This is a genomic window from Phyllobacterium sp. CCNWLW183, from assembly GCF_037203775.1.
GTDB lineage: Bacteria > Pseudomonadota > Alphaproteobacteria > Rhizobiales > Rhizobiaceae > Phyllobacterium > Phyllobacterium ifriqiyense.
Genome location: NZ_JBBCBN010000005.1, coordinates 241,498 through 260,975, shown reverse-complemented (window position 1 = coordinate 260,975; position 19,478 = coordinate 241,498). Strand labels below are relative to the sequence as shown.

The following is a 19,478-nucleotide window of genomic DNA, read 5'->3' as shown; positions in this document are numbered from 1 at the left end:
GCTATTCGGCGGCGTCCATCTTGATGACGCCGCGCCGGATCTGGTCCTCCTCGATCGATTCGAAAAGCGCCCGGAAATTGCCTTCGCCAAAACCTTCATCACCCTTGCGCTGGATGAACTCGAAGAAGATCGGACCGATCACTGTTTTAGAGAATATTTGCAGCAATATCTTTGTCATGCCGCCATCGACAACGCCTTCGCCGTCGATGAGGATGCCGTGCTTTCTCATCCGGTCCAATGGTTCATCATGGCCGTTCACGCGTTCATGCGATTTTTCGTAGTAAGTATCCGGTGGGCCCGGCATGAACTTCAAGCCATTCTGGTCGAGCCGGTCCGTAGCGTCATAAATTGCTTCCGTGCCAACAGCGATATGCTGGATGCCTTCGCCCTTATATTTGCGTAAGTATTCCTCAATCTGGCTTTTGTCGTCGGTTGATTCATTCAATGGAATACGGATTTTACCGCAAGGTGACGTGATCGCCCGCGAGACAAGGCCGGTAAACTTACCGGCTATGTCGAAAAAATGAATTTGTTTGAAGCCGAAAAGCTCGCGATAGAACGCCCACCACTTATCCATATTGCCGCGATAGACATTATGGGTCAGGTGATCGAGATAATAAAAACCAACGCCTTCCGGTTTTGGATCGCGCTCATCCAGCCAGTTAAACTCCGCATCGTAGACCGAGCCGCTTTCCCCATAAGTGTCGACAAAATAGAGCATCGAACCGCCAATGCCGACAATGGCTGGCACGTCAATTGTCTTGTCGTCTCCTTCATAAGGAGTAGCGCCCTTCGCGACCGCATGATCAAAGGCGTGCTGTGCATTGACCACGCGCCAAGCCATGGAGGGCGCGCAGGGGCCATGTTCTTCGACAAATTTCATGGCGTGTGATCCGGGCTCTGCATTCAGCAGATAGTTGATATCGCCCTGACGCCAGACGGTGATGTTCTTGGTTTTATGCCGGGCAACAGGCATATAGCCCATGCGTGTGAACAGCTCTTCGAGCTTTTCAGGTTCCGGATGTGCAAACTCCACAAACTCAAACCCGTCTGTTCCAGCCGGGTTTTCATTGCTGATTGTTGCCTTTGGCGCATCGTGCGGAAACGGACCCATTTTATCCTCCATTTGTTGCGGGGATTATCGCGCAAATCACCCGCAATGTGTTTGCATTTTTACGCTTGAATAGGCTATGATATGCAAGATATGTGCATACTAACTAAAAATGGTGCATGATTGGAACATATTGATACTGCAGACCGCAAAATACTCTCCTGCCTTCAGGAGGACGGGAGACTCACGAATAATGAATTGTCGGAGAGAATTAATCTGTCTCCCTCGCAATGTTCACGCCGACGAACGCGGCTGGAGGAGGAAGGATTTATTCGTGGGTATCGCGCTGAAATTGATCGTGAAAAACTTGGGCTTGGGATCGTCAACATAATTTCAGTTACGCTTGCCACGCATAATCGTGACAATGCCCGGCGCTTCTCTGATCTTATTTCCAGGCTGCCGCAAGTGATGGAAGCCCACGCGCTGACCGGTGAGATGGATTATTTCATTAAGGTCGTCACGCCGGACTTGCGGGCATTGTCAGCATTCGTCAATGAAGTGTTGCTGCCTCATGAATCGGTGCAGAATGTAAAGACGGCGATCGTTCTGGAAACGCTTAAGGAAGACGGGCGTCTACCCATATAGGCTTATCGGCTGATTGCAGTCGTCATCAGTTTGCTGCATCATCCTTATGACCGATCATAACGTTAAGGACGGGAACATCACCTGACAGAATCGCAAGGTTTTAGCGCATCATTTCGTATTCTTCATTGGCTTATTGCGATGCTGGTCTTCGCAGTATGGCCTCTCGGTTTGCTACTCAAATATTTCAAGGATGATGTAAAACTCGACTTCTACCTTCTGCATGAATCCTTCGGGTTTCTGGTGCTTTGGCTCATGCTGCTGCGGTTGGGAATACGGTTGATCCAGGGCCGACCCGCGCACGAGACAGATTGGACGGGCACAGTATCAGCAATTGTTCATTGGTTATTATACTTTGCGCTGATCCTCATGCCCATCAGTGGTTTTCTTGCCACCAATGCGCACGGCTTTCCGCTCCGTTGGTTTGGGTTTCTTCCGGTGTGGAGTCCAATCGGCCGCGAGCCGCAGATCGCCCCTGTTTTTAGTGTGATCCATGCGGCGACCGCGTGGTTAATTCTGATACTTGTCGCCCTTCATATTGCGGGCGCGCTTTTCCATCGAATGATCCGCAAAGACGATGTTTTTCAGCGCATGCTTTGAGGCAGCGCAAGCACATCGGAATGCCCGACACAACATTTTGCTGTCGTCGTTTGTGCGACACGGAATTCACGCCATTGGTTGATTTTGGTCAGGCCTACCATGCCGGTCTCGGCGACTGCAGAGGCCATTCCATCGACGAATAGTCGGTGTAGTTCGATGGCAGTTTTGTCGATAAGCCAATCGCTTTGTGCAATCTCTACACTGTAGCCCGACCTGCTGAGCGCCGCTGCAAGAGCGTGTGTCGAGCGAGGACCGAGGGCAGGGCCAAATCCCTTGTCTGAATTTTGGTGATGATTGAATGACCGGACCATCAGTTCGTCATCGGTATGAGAAACGCTGAAAACAATCTCTCCCGTGTAATTCAAGGCGGCGTATAGCCCACTTCTGAATTTGACGAGGCGGTCAGCCAGATCGTCTACGAATTCTTGTGAACATAGATCAAAGAGCGCTGAGGCACTGACAAGATCGGCTTCGTCAAGCGACAGCGATGCCAGATCGTTCAGGTTGCAATGCTGATACGCAACGTTGTTGTCTTGTGCGTGACGCCGGGCGGCTTCCTGCAATAATTTTTCGTCAAGATCGATCAGGCGCCATTGGGCGCCAGGTGCGTATGGCGCCATGGCACGAAAGGTCGATCCTGTCCCGCTGCCAAGGTCCAGTATTGTTCGCCGCTCTGCACTTTGAACAAATCTCGCGGCTTTTTTCAGCAAGGTTTGATCACGAGCCTGTTGGTCCAAAGGCTCGCGCAGATCGAGCCAGTTGAGATCAAATCCGCTCATCCGCCGCCTTTATCAGTGCTGCCGAGATCAATTTTGCGGTGTCGGCCCATTCGGGCAGTGTTTTGCCATGGCCGTATGCAGCCTCTGCCATTTGATCTGACAGTTCCTTATCTTTGAGCACCAGCCTCAAAGCATCAGCAAATGCGTCAGGATCGTCTGCAGGCACGAGTATACCAGCATCGCTGGGCACAACGTCCGGTACAGAACCGGCATGGCAGGCAATGATGGGAAGGCCATGCGACAAAGCCTCGGCAAAGACCATGCCGTAGCCTTCATAGCGGCTTGCCAGCGCGAAAATATCAGCACGTGCCAGTTCGCTACGCGTGTCATCGATCTGTCCGGCCAAGATAATTCGATCTGTAAGCTGGTTGTCAATTATCTGCTGTTGGAGCGCCGCGTCATAGACAACATCCATGGTCCGGCTGCCAATAATTTTGCATTCCCAAACAAGGTCCGCAATTTTCGCCAATGCGCCTATAAGCACGTCATGACCCTTGCGCGGTATCAGGGAACCGACACTCAAAATTTGCGGAATTTCGGAGTTTCGTTTCGCATGAATGCCCCGTTCTGTGCCGGGTATTGCGACCACGATGCGATCAACGGGAACGTCGTAATCGCTGACAAGTTGCTGTCGCGTCGCCGAGGACGTTACCACTACGCTTTTCGCATAAGCTAAAGCGTCTCGCTCAGATTTCATGAGTGAGATCTGTTTTTGCGGCGGCATATTGCCTTCGGACGCAAGCGGGTGATGGACGAGCGCCACTAGATTGAGTTTCGTTGCCAGTCGCGAGGCAATCCGGTCGAAAGTGCCATAGGCCAAACCATCGATCATCACGAGCGCGTCTTTTGCCAATGCGCCGAGGGTCTCTTCAGCCTGCCGAAGCGTTTCATTACTCGGAAAAGGAAAGCTGTCCCCAAGTGGAACGGGGTTGACCTGCCATCCAAGCTTTTGCAATTGCGAAATTATCTGGCGATCATAGCCGTAGCCGCCGGTCTTTGCCTCAAGATCGCCTGGATAGGCAAAATGGACCGAACGGGTCAAAGCTCTGCCTCATACCATCCGCGAGCGACATGCGACTCATTGAGAAGCACTCGAATCTTGCAGATACGCGCACTTCCTTTGCCGAATTCTCCCGATTGAACTGCCACTGAAAGCTGGTCGAATATATGTTTTGCTAGAACCTCGGTCGTTGTAATCTTGCCGGAAAAGACCTCCATTTCGTCAAGGTTCTGATAGTTGAGAGGCTTCAAAATCTTTGACAATACCGACGTGGCCAATCCGATATCGACTGCCAGACCATCCTCATCCAGTTCCTTGGTAAAAAATGCAGCATCAACAACGAATGTTGCACCATGCATTGCTTGAGCCGGGCCGAAAACCGGTCGCGGCAGACTATGAGCAATCATAATGTGATCGCGAACTTCAATGGCAAACATGGATATTCCTTCTGGAAAGTTCAGTAGACGATGCGATGACAAAGGGTGGAAGGCGAGGCGATAATTTCGGCATAATTTCGATCAAGCGCATCGAACGCAGTTTCTCCTGAGAACAACGCGTCGAATCTGTGATCTGTTAGCAGCGACATTGCAGCATTGAGACGCCTTGCAAAGGTCCAGCGCGATCGCCGTGTATTGCTGATGCCACCAACTTGAGAGCTGGTAATGGAAAGACGCTTGGAGTGGAATTGCCTTCCGAGATTGATCTCGACTTTTTTGTCGCCATACCAGCTGGCTTCCACAATTTGCCCTTCATATCCAGCGCATTCAAGTGCTTGGTTAAGAGCGGAAGAAGAGGCAGAAGCGTTGATCACGGCATCGCAATCGCGGGGCGCGGCATCGGGGGAAGCGAAAGTTATTCCAAGGTTCGTAGCGACCGTCTTTCGCTTGGGATTTATGTCGAGGAGCGTGGTTTCAGTTCCAATAATTCCAGTGGCAAGATAAGCAGCAAGCATGCCAACGACACCGCCGCCAAATATGGCGACGCGATCTCCCGGCAAAATTCCGGCATCCCAGATTATGTTGAGAGCAGTTTCCATATTGGCTGCGAGCACAGCCCGTTCGGCAGGTACAGTGTGCGGAATAACATGTATGTCCGCTGACTTTGCCAAAAAATGCGTTTGGTGTGGGTGGAGACAAAACACCGTACGACCGAGCAATTCCTTTGGCCCATCTTGAACATCGCCAACGATGGAATATCCATATTTTATGGGAAAGGCGAACGACCCTTCCTGGTGCGGGCAGGTCATATTCTGATATTCACTTGTCGGCACCTGACCATTGAACACAAGCGACTCCGTACCACGGCTTATCGCGCCAAAACGCGCTTGTACGAGCACTTCGTCGCTCTTCATCGGTGGCAATATTTCGGTTCGAAATGCGCAAATGCCCTGTCGTTCAATCCATAAAGCACGGGACGTTCCGTGTGGGCAGTCTTGCTTCATGGTGCTTGTCCATCCCTCTGTGTCCGCTCAAATTAGTCATTCGCAGTGCCGGATAAAAGGCTGTAACCGCCAGATCGTCACTTTTTATTGAAGGTTTTAAATTTGCCCTGATGTTGCAGATTAATCGTAGTCAGCTAATGCTGAGTGCGGAGCGTATAATGACAATCTTATCGGAAGACAGTTTTCAGAAGACCTATCACGGAAACGACAAGCTTCCCAAGACATTAGGCGTGGCACACAGCGTCAACCCTGCGCAATTTCCGCAACTTCTGAGAAGCACGATTATCACCCTGATGCTCGTTGGAAGCTTCGTGGCTGGAACCTCCATCTGGTTAGTGTTCAACAGTGATCTCGACTGGACTTTTTGTCTGTTTGCCATTGCTGCTTATGTCTTTTCCGGCACGCTTGTACTGACCAAATTGAAAACTCACCCTTACGCGCATTTTGGTGCGGCCAATGCCATAACCACCATAAGAGCAGGGATAAGCTGTTTGATAGGCGGGGCTTTGTTTGAAGCGGAGTGGCTGATGGAATCAAGGATGATCCTAGCATTGCTTGGCATTGCCGCTGTCGCATTATGTCTCGATGGAATTGACGGCTACATTGCTCGCCGCTCCCGCATGAACTCCGAATTCGGCGCGCGCTACGATATGGAAGTCGATGCGGCGCTGATCCTTTGCCTGTCAATCCTGGCATTCTTGTTCGGCAAGGCAGGCTGGTGGGTCATGATAATTGGCGGCATGCGCTATGTGTTTGTTGCGGCACAATATTTGGATGGCCGGCTTCGGGGAGCGCTGATGCCTTCGCTGAGAAGGCAGGCAATTTGCGTGTTACAGATAGTTTCTCTTGGCATAATTCTTTTGCCGGCCATTCAACCGCCCATTTCAACGGCAATTGCAGCGCTTAGCCTTGCAGCGTTGAGCTACTCTTTCGGTTGCGATGTTTTGCATCTATTCCTGCAGGCGCAAGCGCCCTCTACCTTCGTCGAGAGGTCGACCAGATGAACAATGCCAGACCGGGCAAAGTTCCCAATGTTACAATTGCACCATATAAAACACTTGCAGCAATGCCTTGATCGCCAGTCAATCCGAGTAGTGGCCATAGGACAGCTGCGGCTGCCTCCCGTGTTCCCCAGCCACCGACCGTTATAGGAAAAACCATGGTTAAAAGGCACAGCGGGATTGCTGTAATCAAACCGATAAGCGGTAGTGGAGCGCCGATAGCGACAGATGCCATGGCAAAGACTGCAATATAGCTGATGACGATCGTCAGGCTGAGAACACCCTGAACCAGCCACGCATAGGGAAGACCATAGCAGACGGTGATACTTCGGCCGATTTTGCGAATGAAATTGCGCCACCACAATGATCCGGAAAGCCATATCAGCAACGAAACGGCGGCTATGACAATCAAAACGCCAATAGCCGCAAGCACCAATGCCAACGCCTCGGACGGTCTCAACTCTGCATCAAGGAAAGGCCATAGGATGAAACCTAATCCGCCTACGAAAAACAACGCGATTTGTCCCGCAAATCGTTCCAGCAGAACCGCCAGAACCGGGATGCTCCATTTCCTGTCTGCCGAACGGCTGCGTGCGGCGCGCATCATGTCGCCCACAACGCCGCCGGGCAGCACCATATTCAGGAATGATCCAAGGTAATAGTCAGCGATGGCGCTGGCTGGTGGAAGCGGATGATCCAATTGAGCCGCCGTATAGCACCAACGAAGCGCAGACAATATTATCTGGATTTGTATGAGGCAGAGTCCGAGAAAAACGAGTTCCAGCCTTGCATTGCCCAGGCTGGCAAGGATTGCATCCGTGTTAGATACGGAAAACACCGTCACCAACAATATTATGCCAAATATCGGTGTGAAAAAATTTCTATATTTGCCGGACGTCATGAGCCAGTATCGCCCTCAATCAAGATGGTCGTGGCTGGACACCTGCATAAGAGGAAGGCTCGTATTGAATTTATGAAGTATCGCACGATTATCGGGTTCATGTACAAAGCTGCGGAGCGGCTCCGGATGGTGTTCGCAATTGCCGGCCTCCTGCTCATATTAAACTTGCCCGACAATCCCGCAAATTTGGGCGTGGAGCACTTCATCAAACTGCCAATCGAATTGTTGGGCGTTGTCCTTTTATTGACCGCCACGCGAGGCAAATATTTCCAGTCTGCCCGGTTGGCGGTTACAATGATTTTGGCATCGGTGCTGGTGCTTAAACTCGCAGACATGGCAACTTATACGGCTTTTTCACGCCAATTTAACCCGTTGTTTGATGCAAAACTATTTTTTGACGGCTGGATTGTGCTTAACGCAACATTGGGAGCGATTCAGGCTTTTTTCCTGGTGTCTGCTACTTTGTTCTGCCTGATATTGACCATCGCTCTTGTTTATTGGTCATTAGGTGCGTTCCAATCAGCAGGTGGCCGCCGCCCGATGGCGCTCGTATCAGGCCTATGTCTGCTGGTGATTCCCGCTATTGCCTCATATCATCCGAACAATAAGTTCATCGAAACACGAACGATAAAGCTGATCGTAGATCGTGTCGCGCTTGTCGAAAAATCTTGGAGGGACAGGCACGAATTTGCAGCTTTGCTCGGCAGCGATCCCATAGCGGATATTCCGCAAAATGGGCGCTTTGAGGCATTGAAGGGCAAGGACGTAGTTGTAATCTTCATTGAGTCCTATGGTGAAAGCGTAATACGCGATCCGAATTACTCGAAGCTGACAGAAAAGCGATTGGCACAGGTTGAGCAGCAGATTTCGGCTGCGGGATTGACGTCGAGGAGCAGTTGGCTGGTGTCACCAACATCGGGTGGGTTGAGCTGGCTCGCCCACGGAACGTTGCTGTCCGGTGTTTGGGTCGACAGCCAGCAACGTTATGACCAACTGATCGCCAGTGAGCGGCCAAGTTTGAATTTGCTCTTTAAGCAGGCAGGTTGGCGCAGTGTCGCCGTGATGCCAGCCATTACGATGGATTGGCCGGAAAGCGATTATTTCCGCTATGACAAGGTCTATGCTGCAAATAATCTCGGCTATCATGGCAAGCCATTCAATTGGGTGACCATGCCGGATCAATACACACTTTCAGCCTTTCAGAAATTTGAGCGTGCCGGTCCACACAGCCCTGTCATGGCTGAGATCGCGCTTATTTCCAGTCATGCACCTTGGACCCCGATCCCAAAATTGATTGATTGGTCTGCAATCGGCGATGGGTTGATCTTCAATGAACAGGCGGTTGCGGGCGATGCGCCGGAAGTTGTCTGGCAGGATCAGGAGCGGGTTCGGACGCAATATGCGAGTTCGATCGACTATGCGCTCGAAATATTGGGGTCTTACATGGCAAAGTATGGAAGCAATACAGTTTTCATATTGCTTGGTGATCATCAACCGGCGCCGATTATCACGGGAAATGGTGCTTCTCACGCGGTGCCTGTTCACATCGTTTCCGATGATCCAGCTTTACTGGAAAGGCTCGATCCGAAAAAATGGAATCCGGGCATGACCCCGGGAAATCAGCATGCGGAGCCTATGGATGGATTTCGTCAGGAGTTGCTCCGCGAATTCAGCAATCCAGCTTAGCGTGTATCAGAATGTACTGCAGAGATTAGCCAGCAATACTGCAAGGGCGACACCCACACCCAAGACTGTCAGATATCTGATTGGACATGAGTTACATGACCAAGCGGATTCATCATCCTCGTTCAGGTCTTCATATTCCGAGATATTGCTCGTTTTTTCCATTCTGCGTTCCCCGTGCAGTTCTGGCTTGGCTCTACCTTAGCTACACAACAGGTTTATGACGAGAGCTGTTGTTTCATTTTTTTGTGGGAAGTAGATTTGGATTCTGATCCGTTGCTGCAAAGCAACGTTGAACCAATTCTGCCTAAGGAGCCGCCTTGATCGCCCACTTATCAATAATAACAGCTGCAAAGCCGGGTTAGACAGGTTTTCTTATCCAAAAATAGCATTGAGCGCGAAACAATCCCATTGCTGGCTTGACGAAGGCGTCTTTTCCTTTGCACGTCACTCAGCGTAAGCAATTAATGTGGTGATGAAGAAATGCCTCGAATACTCTGCGTCGGCGCTCTGACTTTGGATACGATTTTCCAGTTGGAGCAACTGCCCCCTGGTCCCGGCAAATATATCCCGACCCAAGCAGTTGAAGTGGCTGCCGGCATGGCATCAAGCGCTGCTGCGAGCATTGCCCGGCTTGGCGGAAACGTCTCGCTCTGGGCATCAGCGGGGCAAGACGCTGTTGGTGATCGTATTGTCGCTGAGCTTGAATCAGAAGGGGTGGATTGCACCCACGTGCGCCGGATTGCGGGCGCTCGCTCAGCCTTTTCATCAATTTTTGTGGATCAGGATGGGGAGAGAATGATCGTACCGTTTTACGATCCGGCTTTGCTGGCAACGCCAGATGTTTTGCCGCCTCTTTCCCGTGAGACCTTCGATGTCGTCATGACAGATGTTCGTTGGCCCTTGGGTGCTGCACTGGCGTTAAAAACTGCGCAATCTGCTGGTGTTCACGCCGTGCTGGATGCCGATACTGCACCCCTTGAAACGCTGGAAATGCTCCTTCCGCTCGCCACCCATATCGTTGCTTCGGAACCGGCAGCAGAGCTGGTTACGGGTGAAAGCGATCTGGAAAGCGCAGTCATAGCGCTGGCTGCGCGCTATGGTCGAGCGGGTGCTTTCATCGCAGTTACCGGCGGAAACAAAGGTTCTTTCTGGTTTGATAGTGTAAGCGGGACCGTTCGTAGCCAGCAGGCGTTCAAAGTGCCGGTTGTTGATACATTGGCCGCTGGCGACGTTTTCCATGGCGCTTTCGCCTGGGGGCTCGCGCAAGGCTGGCAAATCGAAGCGGTTATGCAATTTGCAAGCGCGGCAGCCGCAATCAAATGCACCCGATTCGGCGGGCGGCAAGGTGCTCCAACCCGTGCGGAAGTTCAGACCTTTCTATCTCAGACCACATGAATCAGCTTGCATGACCTCTCATATTGATAGTGATTACTGGTTGACTATCAACTAACATGTTAGTATGTGTCTACTCCTGTTCTGGGGAGAAGGTACTTGGCTAAACTCGAGAGATTTGGACTTTCAGCTGCATTGGCAACGCCTTTTGATGCCGACATGCGCATTGATATTGATGCGGCGATCAACCATGCCAGGAACTGTCTGGTAAATGGATGCAGCAGCGTTACACTATTCGGCACGACGGGCGAGGGATCGTCGATCAGCAATGAAGAAAGATCGGCAATGCTCGGCGCTTTTCTCAAGTCCGATATAGCGCCGGGACAAATTGTTGTCGGCGTTATGGCAAATTCTTACATAGACGCAGCGCTGCAATCACTTGAAGCGCTGGACGCAGGTTGCCGCAATGTTTTGCTGGCGCCCCCGTCTTACTTCAAAAATATAAGCGATGATGGATTGTTCAATTGGTTCTCCGCAGTTTTTGCCGAAATCGGCAGTTCTGCACGGGGCGTCATCCTTTACAATATTCCGTCCGTAACGGCAGTTGAGATCTCGGTTGATCTGGTTTCGCGTTTGCGCGAGGCTTTCCCGGGCGTGATTGCTGGCGTCAAAGATTCATCGGGAAATTGGCCATTTACCGAATCCCTGCTGGCAAAGCACAATGATCTGGCCATCTTGATTGGTGATGAGCGGGGATTGGCTGCGGGCGTTCGGATGGGCGGGCAGGGGGCGATATCCGGTCTTGCCAATATTTATGCCCACCGGCTCTTGCCCATGGTGTTTGAGGGGCGGGATGATGCCGATGTGGTTGAGGCTGTAAACCAGATTGTGGCATTTCCGGTCATTCCGGCCGTAAAGGCCCTTATTGCTCACCAGAGTGGCGATGAAAATTGGCGCAGGGCGCGGGCTCCGCTTCGTAGTTTGTCCGACTCAGACTATGGACGTTTGATCTCAACCTTGGATCGATTGTTTAAATCTGCGGCAGCATAATAAAGGGGTAGTCCAGATGGATGATGGCGACGAGCCGGTAAGATTGCGGGAGAAAGCTTATGTCAGCTTTACGGAGCATCTGCTGGCGCGCGACATCAGCCCGGGGCAATTCGTTTCACAACGGCAGCTCGTTGCAATGACCGGCATGCCCTTGGGCGCTATCAGGGAGCTCGTTCCTCGCCTTGAGGCGGAAGGCTTGGTCAAGACCATCCCGCAGCGCGGCATTCAGATCGCACATATTGATCTTAATTTGATCCGGGAAGCATTCCAGTTTCGTCTTTTTATGGAAAAGGAAGCGGTTGCCATTTTCGCGGTCACCGCATCGGATGAGCTTTTGGCGCGGCTGAGGAAAGAGCACGAGGATACGCTTGAGGAAGCGCTGCAAGGGCAGGAAACACCCGAGCTGGAATTGCGTGCGCAAGCCATCGACTGGAATTTGCATGAGACGATCATCGACTCGCTCGGCAATGGCATTATCGGGCGGGCCTACCGGATCAACGCTATCAAGATGCGGCTGATCAATCAGGAGCGTTTCCGCATCACAGGGCGTGTCATACCGGTCATGCGGGAGCATCTCGCAGTTCTGGCGGCCATTGAGACACGCGATCCGCAAACGGCAATGGATGCAATTGCGGTTCATATCAATAATGCGAGAAATCTGGCTCTTAAAATCTAAAAACCGGCTTCGCAATGGGAGTTGCACCGCCGGAAACACAAAAGGGAGGAAAACCATGAGCATGAATTTTGTCAAACCGACGCGTCGGCAGTTTCTGGCGGGTACAGCGGCGCTGGGCGCTGCGAGTTTCGCCGGGCTCAAGCCCGCTTTTGCCAATGTGGACTGGAAAAAATTCGCTGGAACAACGCTTGAAGTTAATCTGATCAAGAGCCCACGTGGCGATATCCTGCAAAAATATCAGAAAGAATTTGAAGAACTGACCGGCATCAAGGTCAATTCGGAACAGACGCCAGAACAGCAGCAGCGCCAGAAAGCCGTTATCGAACTGACGTCAGGCAAGCCAAGCTTTGATGTCATCCATATCAGCTACCATGTTCAAAAACGACAATTCGAAAAGGGTGGCTGGCTTGCCGATCTTACGCCATTCCTGAAAGATCCAAGCCTCACCGAGCCTTCCCTTACCGAAAGCGATTTTGCAGAAGCTGGCCTCGCCTTCGCCAAGGACAAGAATGGCCGCTTTGGCGGACTTCCATTCTCGGTGGATTACTGGATGATCTACTGGAACAAGGAGCTTTTCGCCGCCAAGGGTGTCGAATATCCAACAACATTCGAAGAGTTGGTTGCAGCAGCTGAAAAGCTCACCGACCGCGATAATGGCGTATATGGTTTTGTCGCGCGCGGAATGAAAAACGCCAATACGCCTGTCTGGGCCAGCCTCATGCTTGGCTATGGCAAAAGCACCGTTGAAGACGGTAAGCTGGAAACAGCGACGCAGGAATCAATCGATGCGGCAACGCTTTATCAGCGCTTGATGACCAAATCGGCACCTCCCGGTGTCACCGGGTTTAACTGGGCAGAGTGCCAGTCGAGCTTCCTTCAGGGCAAGGTTGCCATGTGGCTGGACGGCATTGGTTTTGCTCCGCCACTGGAAGATCCGAAAAAGTCGCGCGTTGTTGGCAAAGTCGGTTACGGCCTGATGCCGAAGGGTCCAGCTGCCCAGGCTGCACCAACCTTTGGTGACGGTATCGGCGTAACAGAGGGTTCGGCGAACAAGGAAGCCGCCTATCTTTATTGCCAGTGGGCTATATCGAAAGAAATGGGTGCTCGATTGTTACAGTCCGGATCGGGCGTTCCTTTCCGTAATTCCATTGTCAATGATCCTGAAGTTCTAAAGGGCGTTACCATGCCTCAGGAATGGGCAAAGGTCCTGTCTGAGTCGGCCAAAGTCAGCCAATTATGTCTTCCGGTTATCGTTCCCGTGACGGAGTTCCGTGACGTGATGGGGGTCGGATTGACCAATATTATTGGCGGCGCTGATCCGGCGACCGAAATGAAGCGGGCGACGGAAGAATTCGCGCCTATCCTCGCACGTAGCGAAGGCTAAGTATTATGACTGCGACCGTCCCGATAACCGACATAGCAAAGCCGAAGGCCGGCAAAAGCCGGCTCACGCCCAGTTATTGGCCATTCGTCATTCCGGCATTGGTCATTGTTGGGGCGGTCATCATATTCCCCTGGGCGTTCACATTGTGGATGAGCGTCAATGAATGGCATCTTGGCGGCGAGCAAAGCTTTGTCGGTATGGCAAATTTTGTCCGTCTCGCCGGTGATACCAGATTCTGGCAATCCATGAGCAACACTGTGCTCTACACGGTTTTGTCGGTTGTCGCGCCGCTCATCCTGGGTACGATTGCCGCCCTGGTTTTCGATAGCAAGCTTCCCATGCGCGGCCTGCTGCGCGGTATTTTCGTCATGCCGATGATGGCGACGCCAGTGGCAGTCGCGCTGGTTTGGACGATGATGTACCACCCGCAACTCGGCGTTCTCAATTATTTGTTGTCTCTTGTCGGAATAGGCCCGCAGGAATGGATCTTCAACCAGAACACGGTGATACCGTCACTCGTGCTGGTCGAAACCTGGCAGTGGACGCCCCTGGTTATGCTCATTGTTCTGGGCGGTCTTGCGGCGATGCCACGCGATCCGTTTGAGAGTGCGGAGATTGATGGCGCAAATGGCTGGCAGAAGTTTCGCTATATTACGCTGCCGATGATCCTGCCATTCATGATGGTCGCCGTGATCATCCGCTCCATTGATGCTTTGAAAAGCTTCGACATCATTTTCGCCATGACGCAGGGCGGTCCGGGGACAGCCTCGGAGACCATCAACATCTATCTCTATAATGTTGCCTTTGCCTATTACGACATTGGTTATGGCTCTGCGATAGCCGTCGTTTTCTTCATTGTAATCATCACCATGTCTCTCGCGCTGCTCTATCTGCGCCAGCGAACAAAGTGGAATAGTTGAGGAACGAAAATGGCACGTCGCAATCCTTTGAAAATTCTTGGCACGGCTTTTATCGTCTTCGTGATCGTATCGCCGGCAATCTTCTTCTTCCTGTGGATGCTGTCCCTGTCGCTGAAATATGAAATCGACAATGGAGCCTATCCGCCGATCTTCATTCCGGAGCAATTTGCCTGGTCGAATTATAGCGATATTTTCGCCACCAATGATTTCCTCCATTACTTCTGGAATAGCCTATTGGTAACGGGAACAGCGACCTTGCTTGCGCTGCTTGTCGGTGTGCCTGCTGGCTATGGGATTGCACGGTTGCGTGCCGACAAATCGGCAATTGTCATCATGATTGCACGCATGACACCGGGGCTATCATACCTCATTCCGCTGTTTCTTCTGTTCCAGACACTAGGTTTGCTTGGCACCTTATGGCCGCAGATCATCATCCATCTTGTGGTGACGGTTCCGATTGTCATCTGGATTATGATTGGCTATTTCGAGACAACGCCGATGGAGCTTGAAGAGGCTGCCATGATTGATGGGGCAACCTCATGGCAGGTGTTCCGCATGGTCGCTTTGCCGATTGCCAAGCCCGGAGTGGTCGTCGCATTGATTTTGGCAGTCATCTTCTCATGGAACAATTTCGTCTTCGGCATTGTGCTGGCGAGCCGTGAAACGAGAACCTTGCCGGTGGCGGTCTATAACATGTTGTCTTTCGAGCAGGTCAGTTGGGGTCCGCTGGCGGCCGCTGCTTTTGTTGTGACGCTGCCTGTTTTGTTGCTGACAGTTTTTGCGCAACGTCAAATTATTGCCGGTTTGACTGCCGGTGCCGTCAAGGGCGGCTAACACATGCGAACGGAGTATTAAATGGCCACGGTTTCGATCAGGGACGTTAAAAAAACCTATGGCAGCGTCGACGTTATGCACGGCGTTTCGGTTGATATTGATGATGGCGAATTCGTCATTCTGGTCGGCCCGTCAGGATGCGGTAAATCGACATTGCTGCGGATGATTGCAGGACTGGAAGAAATAACCAGCGGTGAGATTTCCATAGGTTCACGTGTGGTCAATGATCTGCCTGCAAAAGAGCGTGATATTGCAATGGTCTTTCAGAATTATGCGCTTTATCCGCATATGACCGTTGCCGATAATATGGGCTTCGCTCTGATGCTCAAAAAGGCACCTAAAGAGGAGAAAGCCAGCCGCGTTGGTCGTGCGGCCGAAATCCTGGGTCTTGAAAAGCTGCTGGACCGCTTTCCGCGCCAGCTTTCCGGTGGTCAGCGCCAGCGTGTTGCCATGGGCCGCGCCATCGTACGCGATCCGCAGGTTTTCCTGTTCGATGAGCCGCTTTCCAATCTCGATGCAAAGCTGCGTGTCCAGATGCGCAGTGAAATCAAGGGTCTGCATCAACGTCTGGGAACGACCATCGTCTATGTGACACATGATCAGATCGAAGCCATGACAATGGCCGACAAGATTGTCGTGATGAAGGATGGGCTGGTCGAGCAGGTAGGAACACCGCTGGATCTTTACGACTATCCGGCCAATCTGTTCGTTGCGGGCTTTATCGGTTCGCCTGCCATGAATTTCATCAAAGGCAACGTGAAAGCCGGTATTTTCGTCACTCCGGATGGTATCGAATTGCCTTTGCCGGGCGGCATTTCACCCACCACCGAAAATTCGGCAATCTATGGTATCCGGCCAGAACATATGAAGATTGCTGAGAAGGGCATAAAGATCGACGTCGAGGTGGTAGAGCCAACGGGTTCGGAGATTATGGTCGTTGGCAAACTTGGCGATCAGGAAATTTCCTGTCTCTTCCGGGATCGTTTGTCGATAAAGCCGGGTGACACTATTCAAGTGGCAATTGATCCGAAAACCAGCCATTTGTTTGACGCGGCGAACGGCAAGAGAATGGACAATAGTCGGAAAAACTAAAGGTCATAACTCTATCAGGCCGTTGCGGCCTGATAGAGCATTATATTACGCGTTACACAGCGCCAGGAACGACGAGAACGAGCCAGGCGATGACAGGGCCGATAATGGCAATGAGCGCGCTGTAGATCAGAAGTTTACGCAGAACATTTTCACGCTCGGCCTCTGGAGCATTGGCTACGACCAGAGCGCCATTTGTTGAAAATGGGCTCGTATCCACAATCGTCGTCGAGATCGCGATTGCCGCAACCACGCCAATGGCGCTGATGTGACCTTGCATCAAAAATGGCACAGCCAGCGGAATGATGGCGCCAAGCAGGGCTGTTGAGGATGCAAAGGCGGAGACGATTGCGCCCGTAAAGCACAATAATAGTGCTGCAAGAAGCGGCATGCCTAAGCTCGAAATGCCTGACGCAACGTAATCCACCGTCCCCGCCTTTTGAAGCACCCCGACATAGGTGATGATACCTGCGATCAACAGCACCGTTGACCAGCTCACTTTATCAATCGCAGCTTTTTGCGTCTTCGGTGATAACAGAGCCAAGGCAACCGCCACAGTCATCGCGACCAGTCCAACATTGAATTTGAAGACAAGAGCGCCGATGGCGAGAGCTGTCAGACCCACCAGTGTCATAAGGCGCTCGCTTGTGAGGCCTTCGCTTGACGGAATATGTGCACCGGAAGGCGAAACATCACTGCGGTGATAGGCAGGAGAAGCAGGCGTGCCGCCATGGCCAACAATGGCGCGTGATACGCCGGCTGTATGTGTATCAGGATCTGGCCCTGTAGCCGTTGCATGTTCACGCAGGCTTTTCCAACCACCAAAGACAAAGAAGACGACAACGGCAATCGCCAAGTTGAAAAACAGGCTGGACAGGAACAACGAGGTTGGACCATAGGGCAAGCCAGCCTTTTCAACGATCTGATTGGTTATGCCGCCATAGACGCTGATGGGGGAGAACCCACCACCCTGCGCGCCATGAATGACCATCAATCCCATCATGACCGGACTGATGCGGTATTGCGTGGCAAAGCGCAAAGCGACTGGCGCAAGAATGGCTACCGCCGCCGGTCCGAGTGCTCCAAACCCGGTGATGATCGCAGCGACCAGGAACATCACCCACGGTATCAGCGCCATATGTCCACGCACCATGCGGACGGCCTGCTCGACCAGCCAATCTATGGTTCCGTTGTTCTGGGCAATGGCAAACAGATAGGTGATGCCCACAAGCGTGAGAAACAAATCGCTCGGAAAGCCGGCAAAGATGTCATTGGGAGACATCCCCATGATCAGCGAGCCGACGATAAATGCGGCGGCAAAGGCCAGCGCGCCCATATTGATCGGTAATATCGTTGCAATAACGAACATCCCGATCAGGACAAGAATAGATAGAATCTCAATGTTCACAGCAATATCCTCCCTCTATGACGCACCGCTGGTGAGCCATATTTTCATCGTTGTTTTGGCGTGAGCTCCCCCCGACGCCTTTGAGTCAATTCCCGGAAAAGTTTCAGCGGTTTTCCAGGCGGAATTGCATAAAATAACTAGATCAATCAGGCATTGGTCCGAGCTGCATAGAGATCGCTATATTGCTCGCGCAGAAGATTCTTTTGCACTTTGCCCATGGTATTGCGCGGTAGATCCTCGACAAAGATGATCTGCTTTGGCTGCTTGTAACGGGCAAGGCGATCCTTCAGGGCATCAAAGATTGTTTGCTCGTCAATCGTGGCGTTCGCGCGTTTGACGACAATGGCCGTCACACCTTCGCCGAAGTCTGGATGAGCTATGCCGATAACCGCGCTTTCAACGACGCCGGGAAGCATATCAATCTCGCTCTCTACCTCCTTTGGATAAATATTATATCCGCCCGAAATCACGAGATCTTTGCCGCGGCCAACAATATGAACATATCCCTCAGGATCGATCTTGCCCAAATCGCCCGTGATGAAGAAACCATCATCGCGGAATTCTGACTTGGTCTTTTCCGGCATGCGCCAATAGCCTTTAAAAACATTGGGGCCTTTGACTTCGATCATGCCCGTCTCATCCTGGCCAAGCGACACTCCAGTTTCCGGATCGGTAACCCTTATGCTCACGCCCGGGAGCGGGAAGCCAACGGTTCCGGCTATCCTCTTCCCATCATAGGGGTTTGACGTGTTCATATTTGTCTCAGTCATTCCATAACGCTCAAGGATGGCTTGACCCGTTCGTTCCTGAAAGGCGCGATGCGTGTCAGCCAAAAGCGGGGCAGAACCGGAAATGAAAAGTCGCATGCCCGCCACCGCGTCGCGGGTCAATCCTTCATTTTGCAGCAGCCGAACATAAAAGGTTGGAACGCCCATCATGGTTGTGGCGCGGGGCATCAGGGACAGGACTTGTGCCGGGTCGAATTTTGGCAGCAGGAACATTGATGCGCCGGAAGTGAGGGTAACGTTGGTGGCAACAAAGAGCCCGTGTGTGTGAAAAATGGGCAATGCGTGGATTAGCCGATCCTGTGGCGTAAAGCGCCAGAACGAACGCAAGGACAGAGCATTCGACAGCAAATTATCATGGGTCAGCATCGCCCCCTTGGAGCGTCCTGTGGTGCCTGATGTGTAGAGAATAGCGGCGAGATCGTCGGGGCCCCTTGTTGCATCGATGAAGTCTTCCGGTTCATCTTTTGCAAGGTCAATCAGCGAGCCCTTGCCGTTTTCATCAAGAGTTTCGACCAGTGCATCATATTTTGAAGTAATCGCGGCTATCCCGTCGGCGGCTTTGGGTGAAACGACGACGAGGCGAGGTTCCGCATCACCGATGAAATAGTCCAATTCCGCCAATGTATAAGCGGTGTTGAGCGGCAAATAGACCGCGCCGCAGCGAATGCAGGCCAGATAGAGCATCAAGGCTTCGGCGCTCTTCTCCACCTGAACAGCAACCCGGTCACCGGGACGCACACCAAGCGTATCAATGGCCCCGGCAATCTTTCCAGACCACAACAGCATATCGCCATACGTCCAGCACCGGCCATTTTCCGTTTCAATGAAAATAGCGTCTTCGCTTGTGATCGTTCCGCGTATGGCATCGAATAGATGATTGCTCATGCACTCAGTTC

At 52.0% G+C, this 19,478-nt stretch carries 19 protein-coding genes; 11 read left to right on the top strand and 8 right to left on the bottom strand.

Features of this window, described 5'->3' with window-relative positions:
- Position 1: 1 nt before the first annotated feature.
- Positions 2-1,114, bottom strand: a complete 1,113-nt coding sequence (gene hppD / locus V9K95_RS13690) for a 4-hydroxyphenylpyruvate dioxygenase (protein WP_307275484.1) — start codon at positions 1,112-1,114, stop codon at positions 2-4.
- A 120-nt stretch (positions 1,115-1,234) separates the two neighbouring features.
- Between hppD and V9K95_RS13685 the strand changes: the two genes are divergently transcribed.
- Together V9K95_RS13685 and V9K95_RS13680 are read left to right on the top strand one after the other, a co-directional pair.
- Entirely contained in the window at positions 1,235-1,696 is a 462-nt protein-coding gene (locus V9K95_RS13685; RefSeq protein WP_115053403.1) for an Lrp/AsnC family transcriptional regulator, read from the top strand.
- A gap of 138 nt (positions 1,697-1,834) precedes the next feature.
- Positions 1,835-2,293, top strand: coding sequence for a cytochrome b/b6 domain-containing protein (locus V9K95_RS13680; RefSeq protein WP_115053404.1), 459 nt, complete (start codon positions 1,835-1,837; stop codon positions 2,291-2,293).
- On the opposite strand, the gene V9K95_RS13675 is transcribed toward V9K95_RS13680, so the two are convergent.
- From V9K95_RS13675 to V9K95_RS13660, 4 genes are read right to left on the bottom strand one after another with little or no spacing between them, the layout of a single operon-like run.
- Complete coding sequence (locus V9K95_RS13675) at positions 2,278-3,072, bottom strand: class I SAM-dependent methyltransferase (RefSeq protein ID WP_336442173.1); 795 nt, start codon at positions 3,070-3,072, stop codon at positions 2,278-2,280. The genes V9K95_RS13680 and V9K95_RS13675 overlap by 16 nt on opposite strands.
- Complete coding sequence (locus tag V9K95_RS13670; protein ID WP_336442174.1) at positions 3,059-4,114, bottom strand: glycosyltransferase family 4 protein; 1,056 nt, start codon at positions 4,112-4,114, stop codon at positions 3,059-3,061. Before V9K95_RS13670 ends, V9K95_RS13675 begins: the two co-directional genes overlap by 14 nt.
- Entirely contained in the window at positions 4,111-4,509 is a 399-nt protein-coding gene (locus tag V9K95_RS13665) for a 6-pyruvoyl trahydropterin synthase family protein (protein WP_115053407.1), read from the bottom strand. Before V9K95_RS13665 ends, V9K95_RS13670 begins: the two co-directional genes overlap by 4 nt.
- A gap of 20 nt (positions 4,510-4,529) precedes the next feature.
- A complete protein-coding gene (locus V9K95_RS13660) occupies positions 4,530-5,513 on the bottom strand; it encodes a zinc-dependent alcohol dehydrogenase (RefSeq protein ID WP_336442175.1) in 984 nt (327 codons plus the stop codon).
- A 158-nt stretch (positions 5,514-5,671) separates the two neighbouring features.
- Between V9K95_RS13660 and V9K95_RS13655 the strand changes: the two genes are divergently transcribed.
- Positions 5,672-6,517, top strand: a complete 846-nt coding sequence (locus tag V9K95_RS13655) for a CDP-alcohol phosphatidyltransferase family protein (protein ID WP_336442176.1) — start codon at positions 5,672-5,674, stop codon at positions 6,515-6,517.
- Here the strand turns inward: V9K95_RS13655 and V9K95_RS13650 are convergent.
- Entirely contained in the window at positions 6,489-7,415 is a 927-nt protein-coding gene (locus V9K95_RS13650) for a lysylphosphatidylglycerol synthase transmembrane domain-containing protein (RefSeq protein ID WP_307275466.1), read from the bottom strand. The two genes, V9K95_RS13655 and V9K95_RS13650, sit on opposite strands and share 29 nt — an antisense overlap.
- 72 nt (positions 7,416-7,487) lie before the next feature.
- Between V9K95_RS13650 and V9K95_RS13645 the strand changes: the two genes are divergently transcribed.
- From V9K95_RS13645 to V9K95_RS13610, 8 genes are all read left to right on the top strand, one after another.
- A complete protein-coding gene (locus V9K95_RS13645) occupies positions 7,488-9,101 on the top strand; it encodes a sulfatase-like hydrolase/transferase (protein WP_336442177.1) in 1,614 nt (537 codons plus the stop codon).
- A 480-nt stretch (positions 9,102-9,581) separates the two neighbouring features.
- Positions 9,582-10,496, top strand: a complete 915-nt coding sequence (locus V9K95_RS13640) for a PfkB family carbohydrate kinase (protein WP_336442178.1) — start codon at positions 9,582-9,584, stop codon at positions 10,494-10,496.
- Positions 10,497-10,592: 96 nt separating this feature from the next.
- Complete coding sequence (locus tag V9K95_RS13635; RefSeq protein WP_336442179.1) at positions 10,593-11,483, top strand: dihydrodipicolinate synthase family protein; 891 nt, start codon at positions 10,593-10,595, stop codon at positions 11,481-11,483.
- 16 nt (positions 11,484-11,499) lie between these two features.
- Positions 11,500-12,159 (top strand): GntR family transcriptional regulator, encoded by a 660-nt coding sequence (locus tag V9K95_RS13630; protein ID WP_115053414.1) that lies wholly within the window; start codon positions 11,500-11,502, stop codon positions 12,157-12,159.
- 55 nt (positions 12,160-12,214) lie between these two features.
- Positions 12,215-13,543, top strand: a complete 1,329-nt coding sequence (locus V9K95_RS13625) for an ABC transporter substrate-binding protein (protein ID WP_336442180.1) — start codon at positions 12,215-12,217, stop codon at positions 13,541-13,543.
- Between the two features lie 5 nt (positions 13,544-13,548).
- Positions 13,549-14,463, top strand: coding sequence for a carbohydrate ABC transporter permease (locus V9K95_RS13620; protein ID WP_307275449.1), 915 nt, complete (start codon positions 13,549-13,551; stop codon positions 14,461-14,463).
- A gap of 9 nt (positions 14,464-14,472) precedes the next feature.
- Entirely contained in the window at positions 14,473-15,297 is an 825-nt protein-coding gene (locus V9K95_RS13615) for a carbohydrate ABC transporter permease (RefSeq protein WP_115053416.1), read from the top strand.
- Positions 15,298-15,318: 21 nt separating this feature from the next.
- Positions 15,319-16,389 carry an ABC transporter ATP-binding protein gene (locus V9K95_RS13610; RefSeq protein ID WP_307275444.1) on the top strand — a complete coding sequence of 357 codons (1,071 nt, stop codon included), beginning with the start codon at positions 15,319-15,321 and terminating at the stop codon, positions 16,387-16,389.
- 52 nt (positions 16,390-16,441) lie between these two features.
- Here the strand turns inward: V9K95_RS13610 and V9K95_RS13605 are convergent, their stop codons facing one another.
- Together V9K95_RS13605 and V9K95_RS13600 are read right to left on the bottom strand one after the other, a co-directional pair.
- Complete coding sequence (locus tag V9K95_RS13605; protein WP_336442181.1) at positions 16,442-17,794, bottom strand: SLC13 family permease; 1,353 nt, start codon at positions 17,792-17,794, stop codon at positions 16,442-16,444.
- 146 nt (positions 17,795-17,940) lie between these two features.
- Positions 17,941-19,467, bottom strand: coding sequence for a malonate--CoA ligase (locus tag V9K95_RS13600; RefSeq protein ID WP_336442182.1), 1,527 nt, complete (start codon positions 19,465-19,467; stop codon positions 17,941-17,943).
- Positions 19,468-19,478: the final 11 nt, after the last annotated feature.

Bases quoted from the DNA above. Each gene is read 5' to 3' on its own strand.
- V9K95_RS13655 (WP_336442176.1), top strand. From the start codon at position 5,672: ATGACAATCTTATCGGAAGACAGTTTTCAGAAGACCTATCACGGAAAC.
- V9K95_RS13680 (WP_115053404.1), top strand. From the start codon at position 1,835: ATGCTGGTCTTCGCAGTATGGCCTCTCGGTTTGCTACTCAAATATTTC.
- V9K95_RS13665 (WP_115053407.1), bottom strand. From the start codon at position 4,509: ATGTTTGCCATTGAAGTTCGCGATCACATTATGATTGCTCATAGTCTG.
- V9K95_RS13660 (WP_336442175.1), bottom strand. From the start codon at position 5,513: ATGAAGCAAGACTGCCCACACGGAACGTCCCGTGCTTTATGGATTGAA.
- V9K95_RS13625 (WP_336442180.1), top strand. From the start codon at position 12,215: ATGAGCATGAATTTTGTCAAACCGACGCGTCGGCAGTTTCTGGCGGGT.
- V9K95_RS13610 (WP_307275444.1), top strand. From the start codon at position 15,319: ATGGCCACGGTTTCGATCAGGGACGTTAAAAAAACCTATGGCAGCGTC.
- V9K95_RS13645 (WP_336442177.1), top strand. From the start codon at position 7,488: ATGAAGTATCGCACGATTATCGGGTTCATGTACAAAGCTGCGGAGCGG.
- V9K95_RS13620 (WP_307275449.1), top strand. From the start codon at position 13,549: ATGACTGCGACCGTCCCGATAACCGACATAGCAAAGCCGAAGGCCGGC.
- hppD (WP_307275484.1), bottom strand. From the start codon at position 1,114: ATGGGTCCGTTTCCGCACGATGCGCCAAAGGCAACAATCAGCAATGAA.
- V9K95_RS13650 (WP_307275466.1), bottom strand. From the start codon at position 7,415: ATGACGTCCGGCAAATATAGAAATTTTTTCACACCGATATTTGGCATA.
- V9K95_RS13600 (WP_336442182.1), bottom strand. From the start codon at position 19,467: ATGAGCAATCATCTATTCGATGCCATACGCGGAACGATCACAAGCGAA.
- V9K95_RS13675 (WP_336442173.1), bottom strand. From the start codon at position 3,072: ATGAGCGGATTTGATCTCAACTGGCTCGATCTGCGCGAGCCTTTGGAC.
- V9K95_RS13630 (WP_115053414.1), top strand. From the start codon at position 11,500: ATGGATGATGGCGACGAGCCGGTAAGATTGCGGGAGAAAGCTTATGTC.
- V9K95_RS13615 (WP_115053416.1), top strand. From the start codon at position 14,473: ATGGCACGTCGCAATCCTTTGAAAATTCTTGGCACGGCTTTTATCGTC.
- V9K95_RS13640 (WP_336442178.1), top strand. From the start codon at position 9,582: ATGCCTCGAATACTCTGCGTCGGCGCTCTGACTTTGGATACGATTTTC.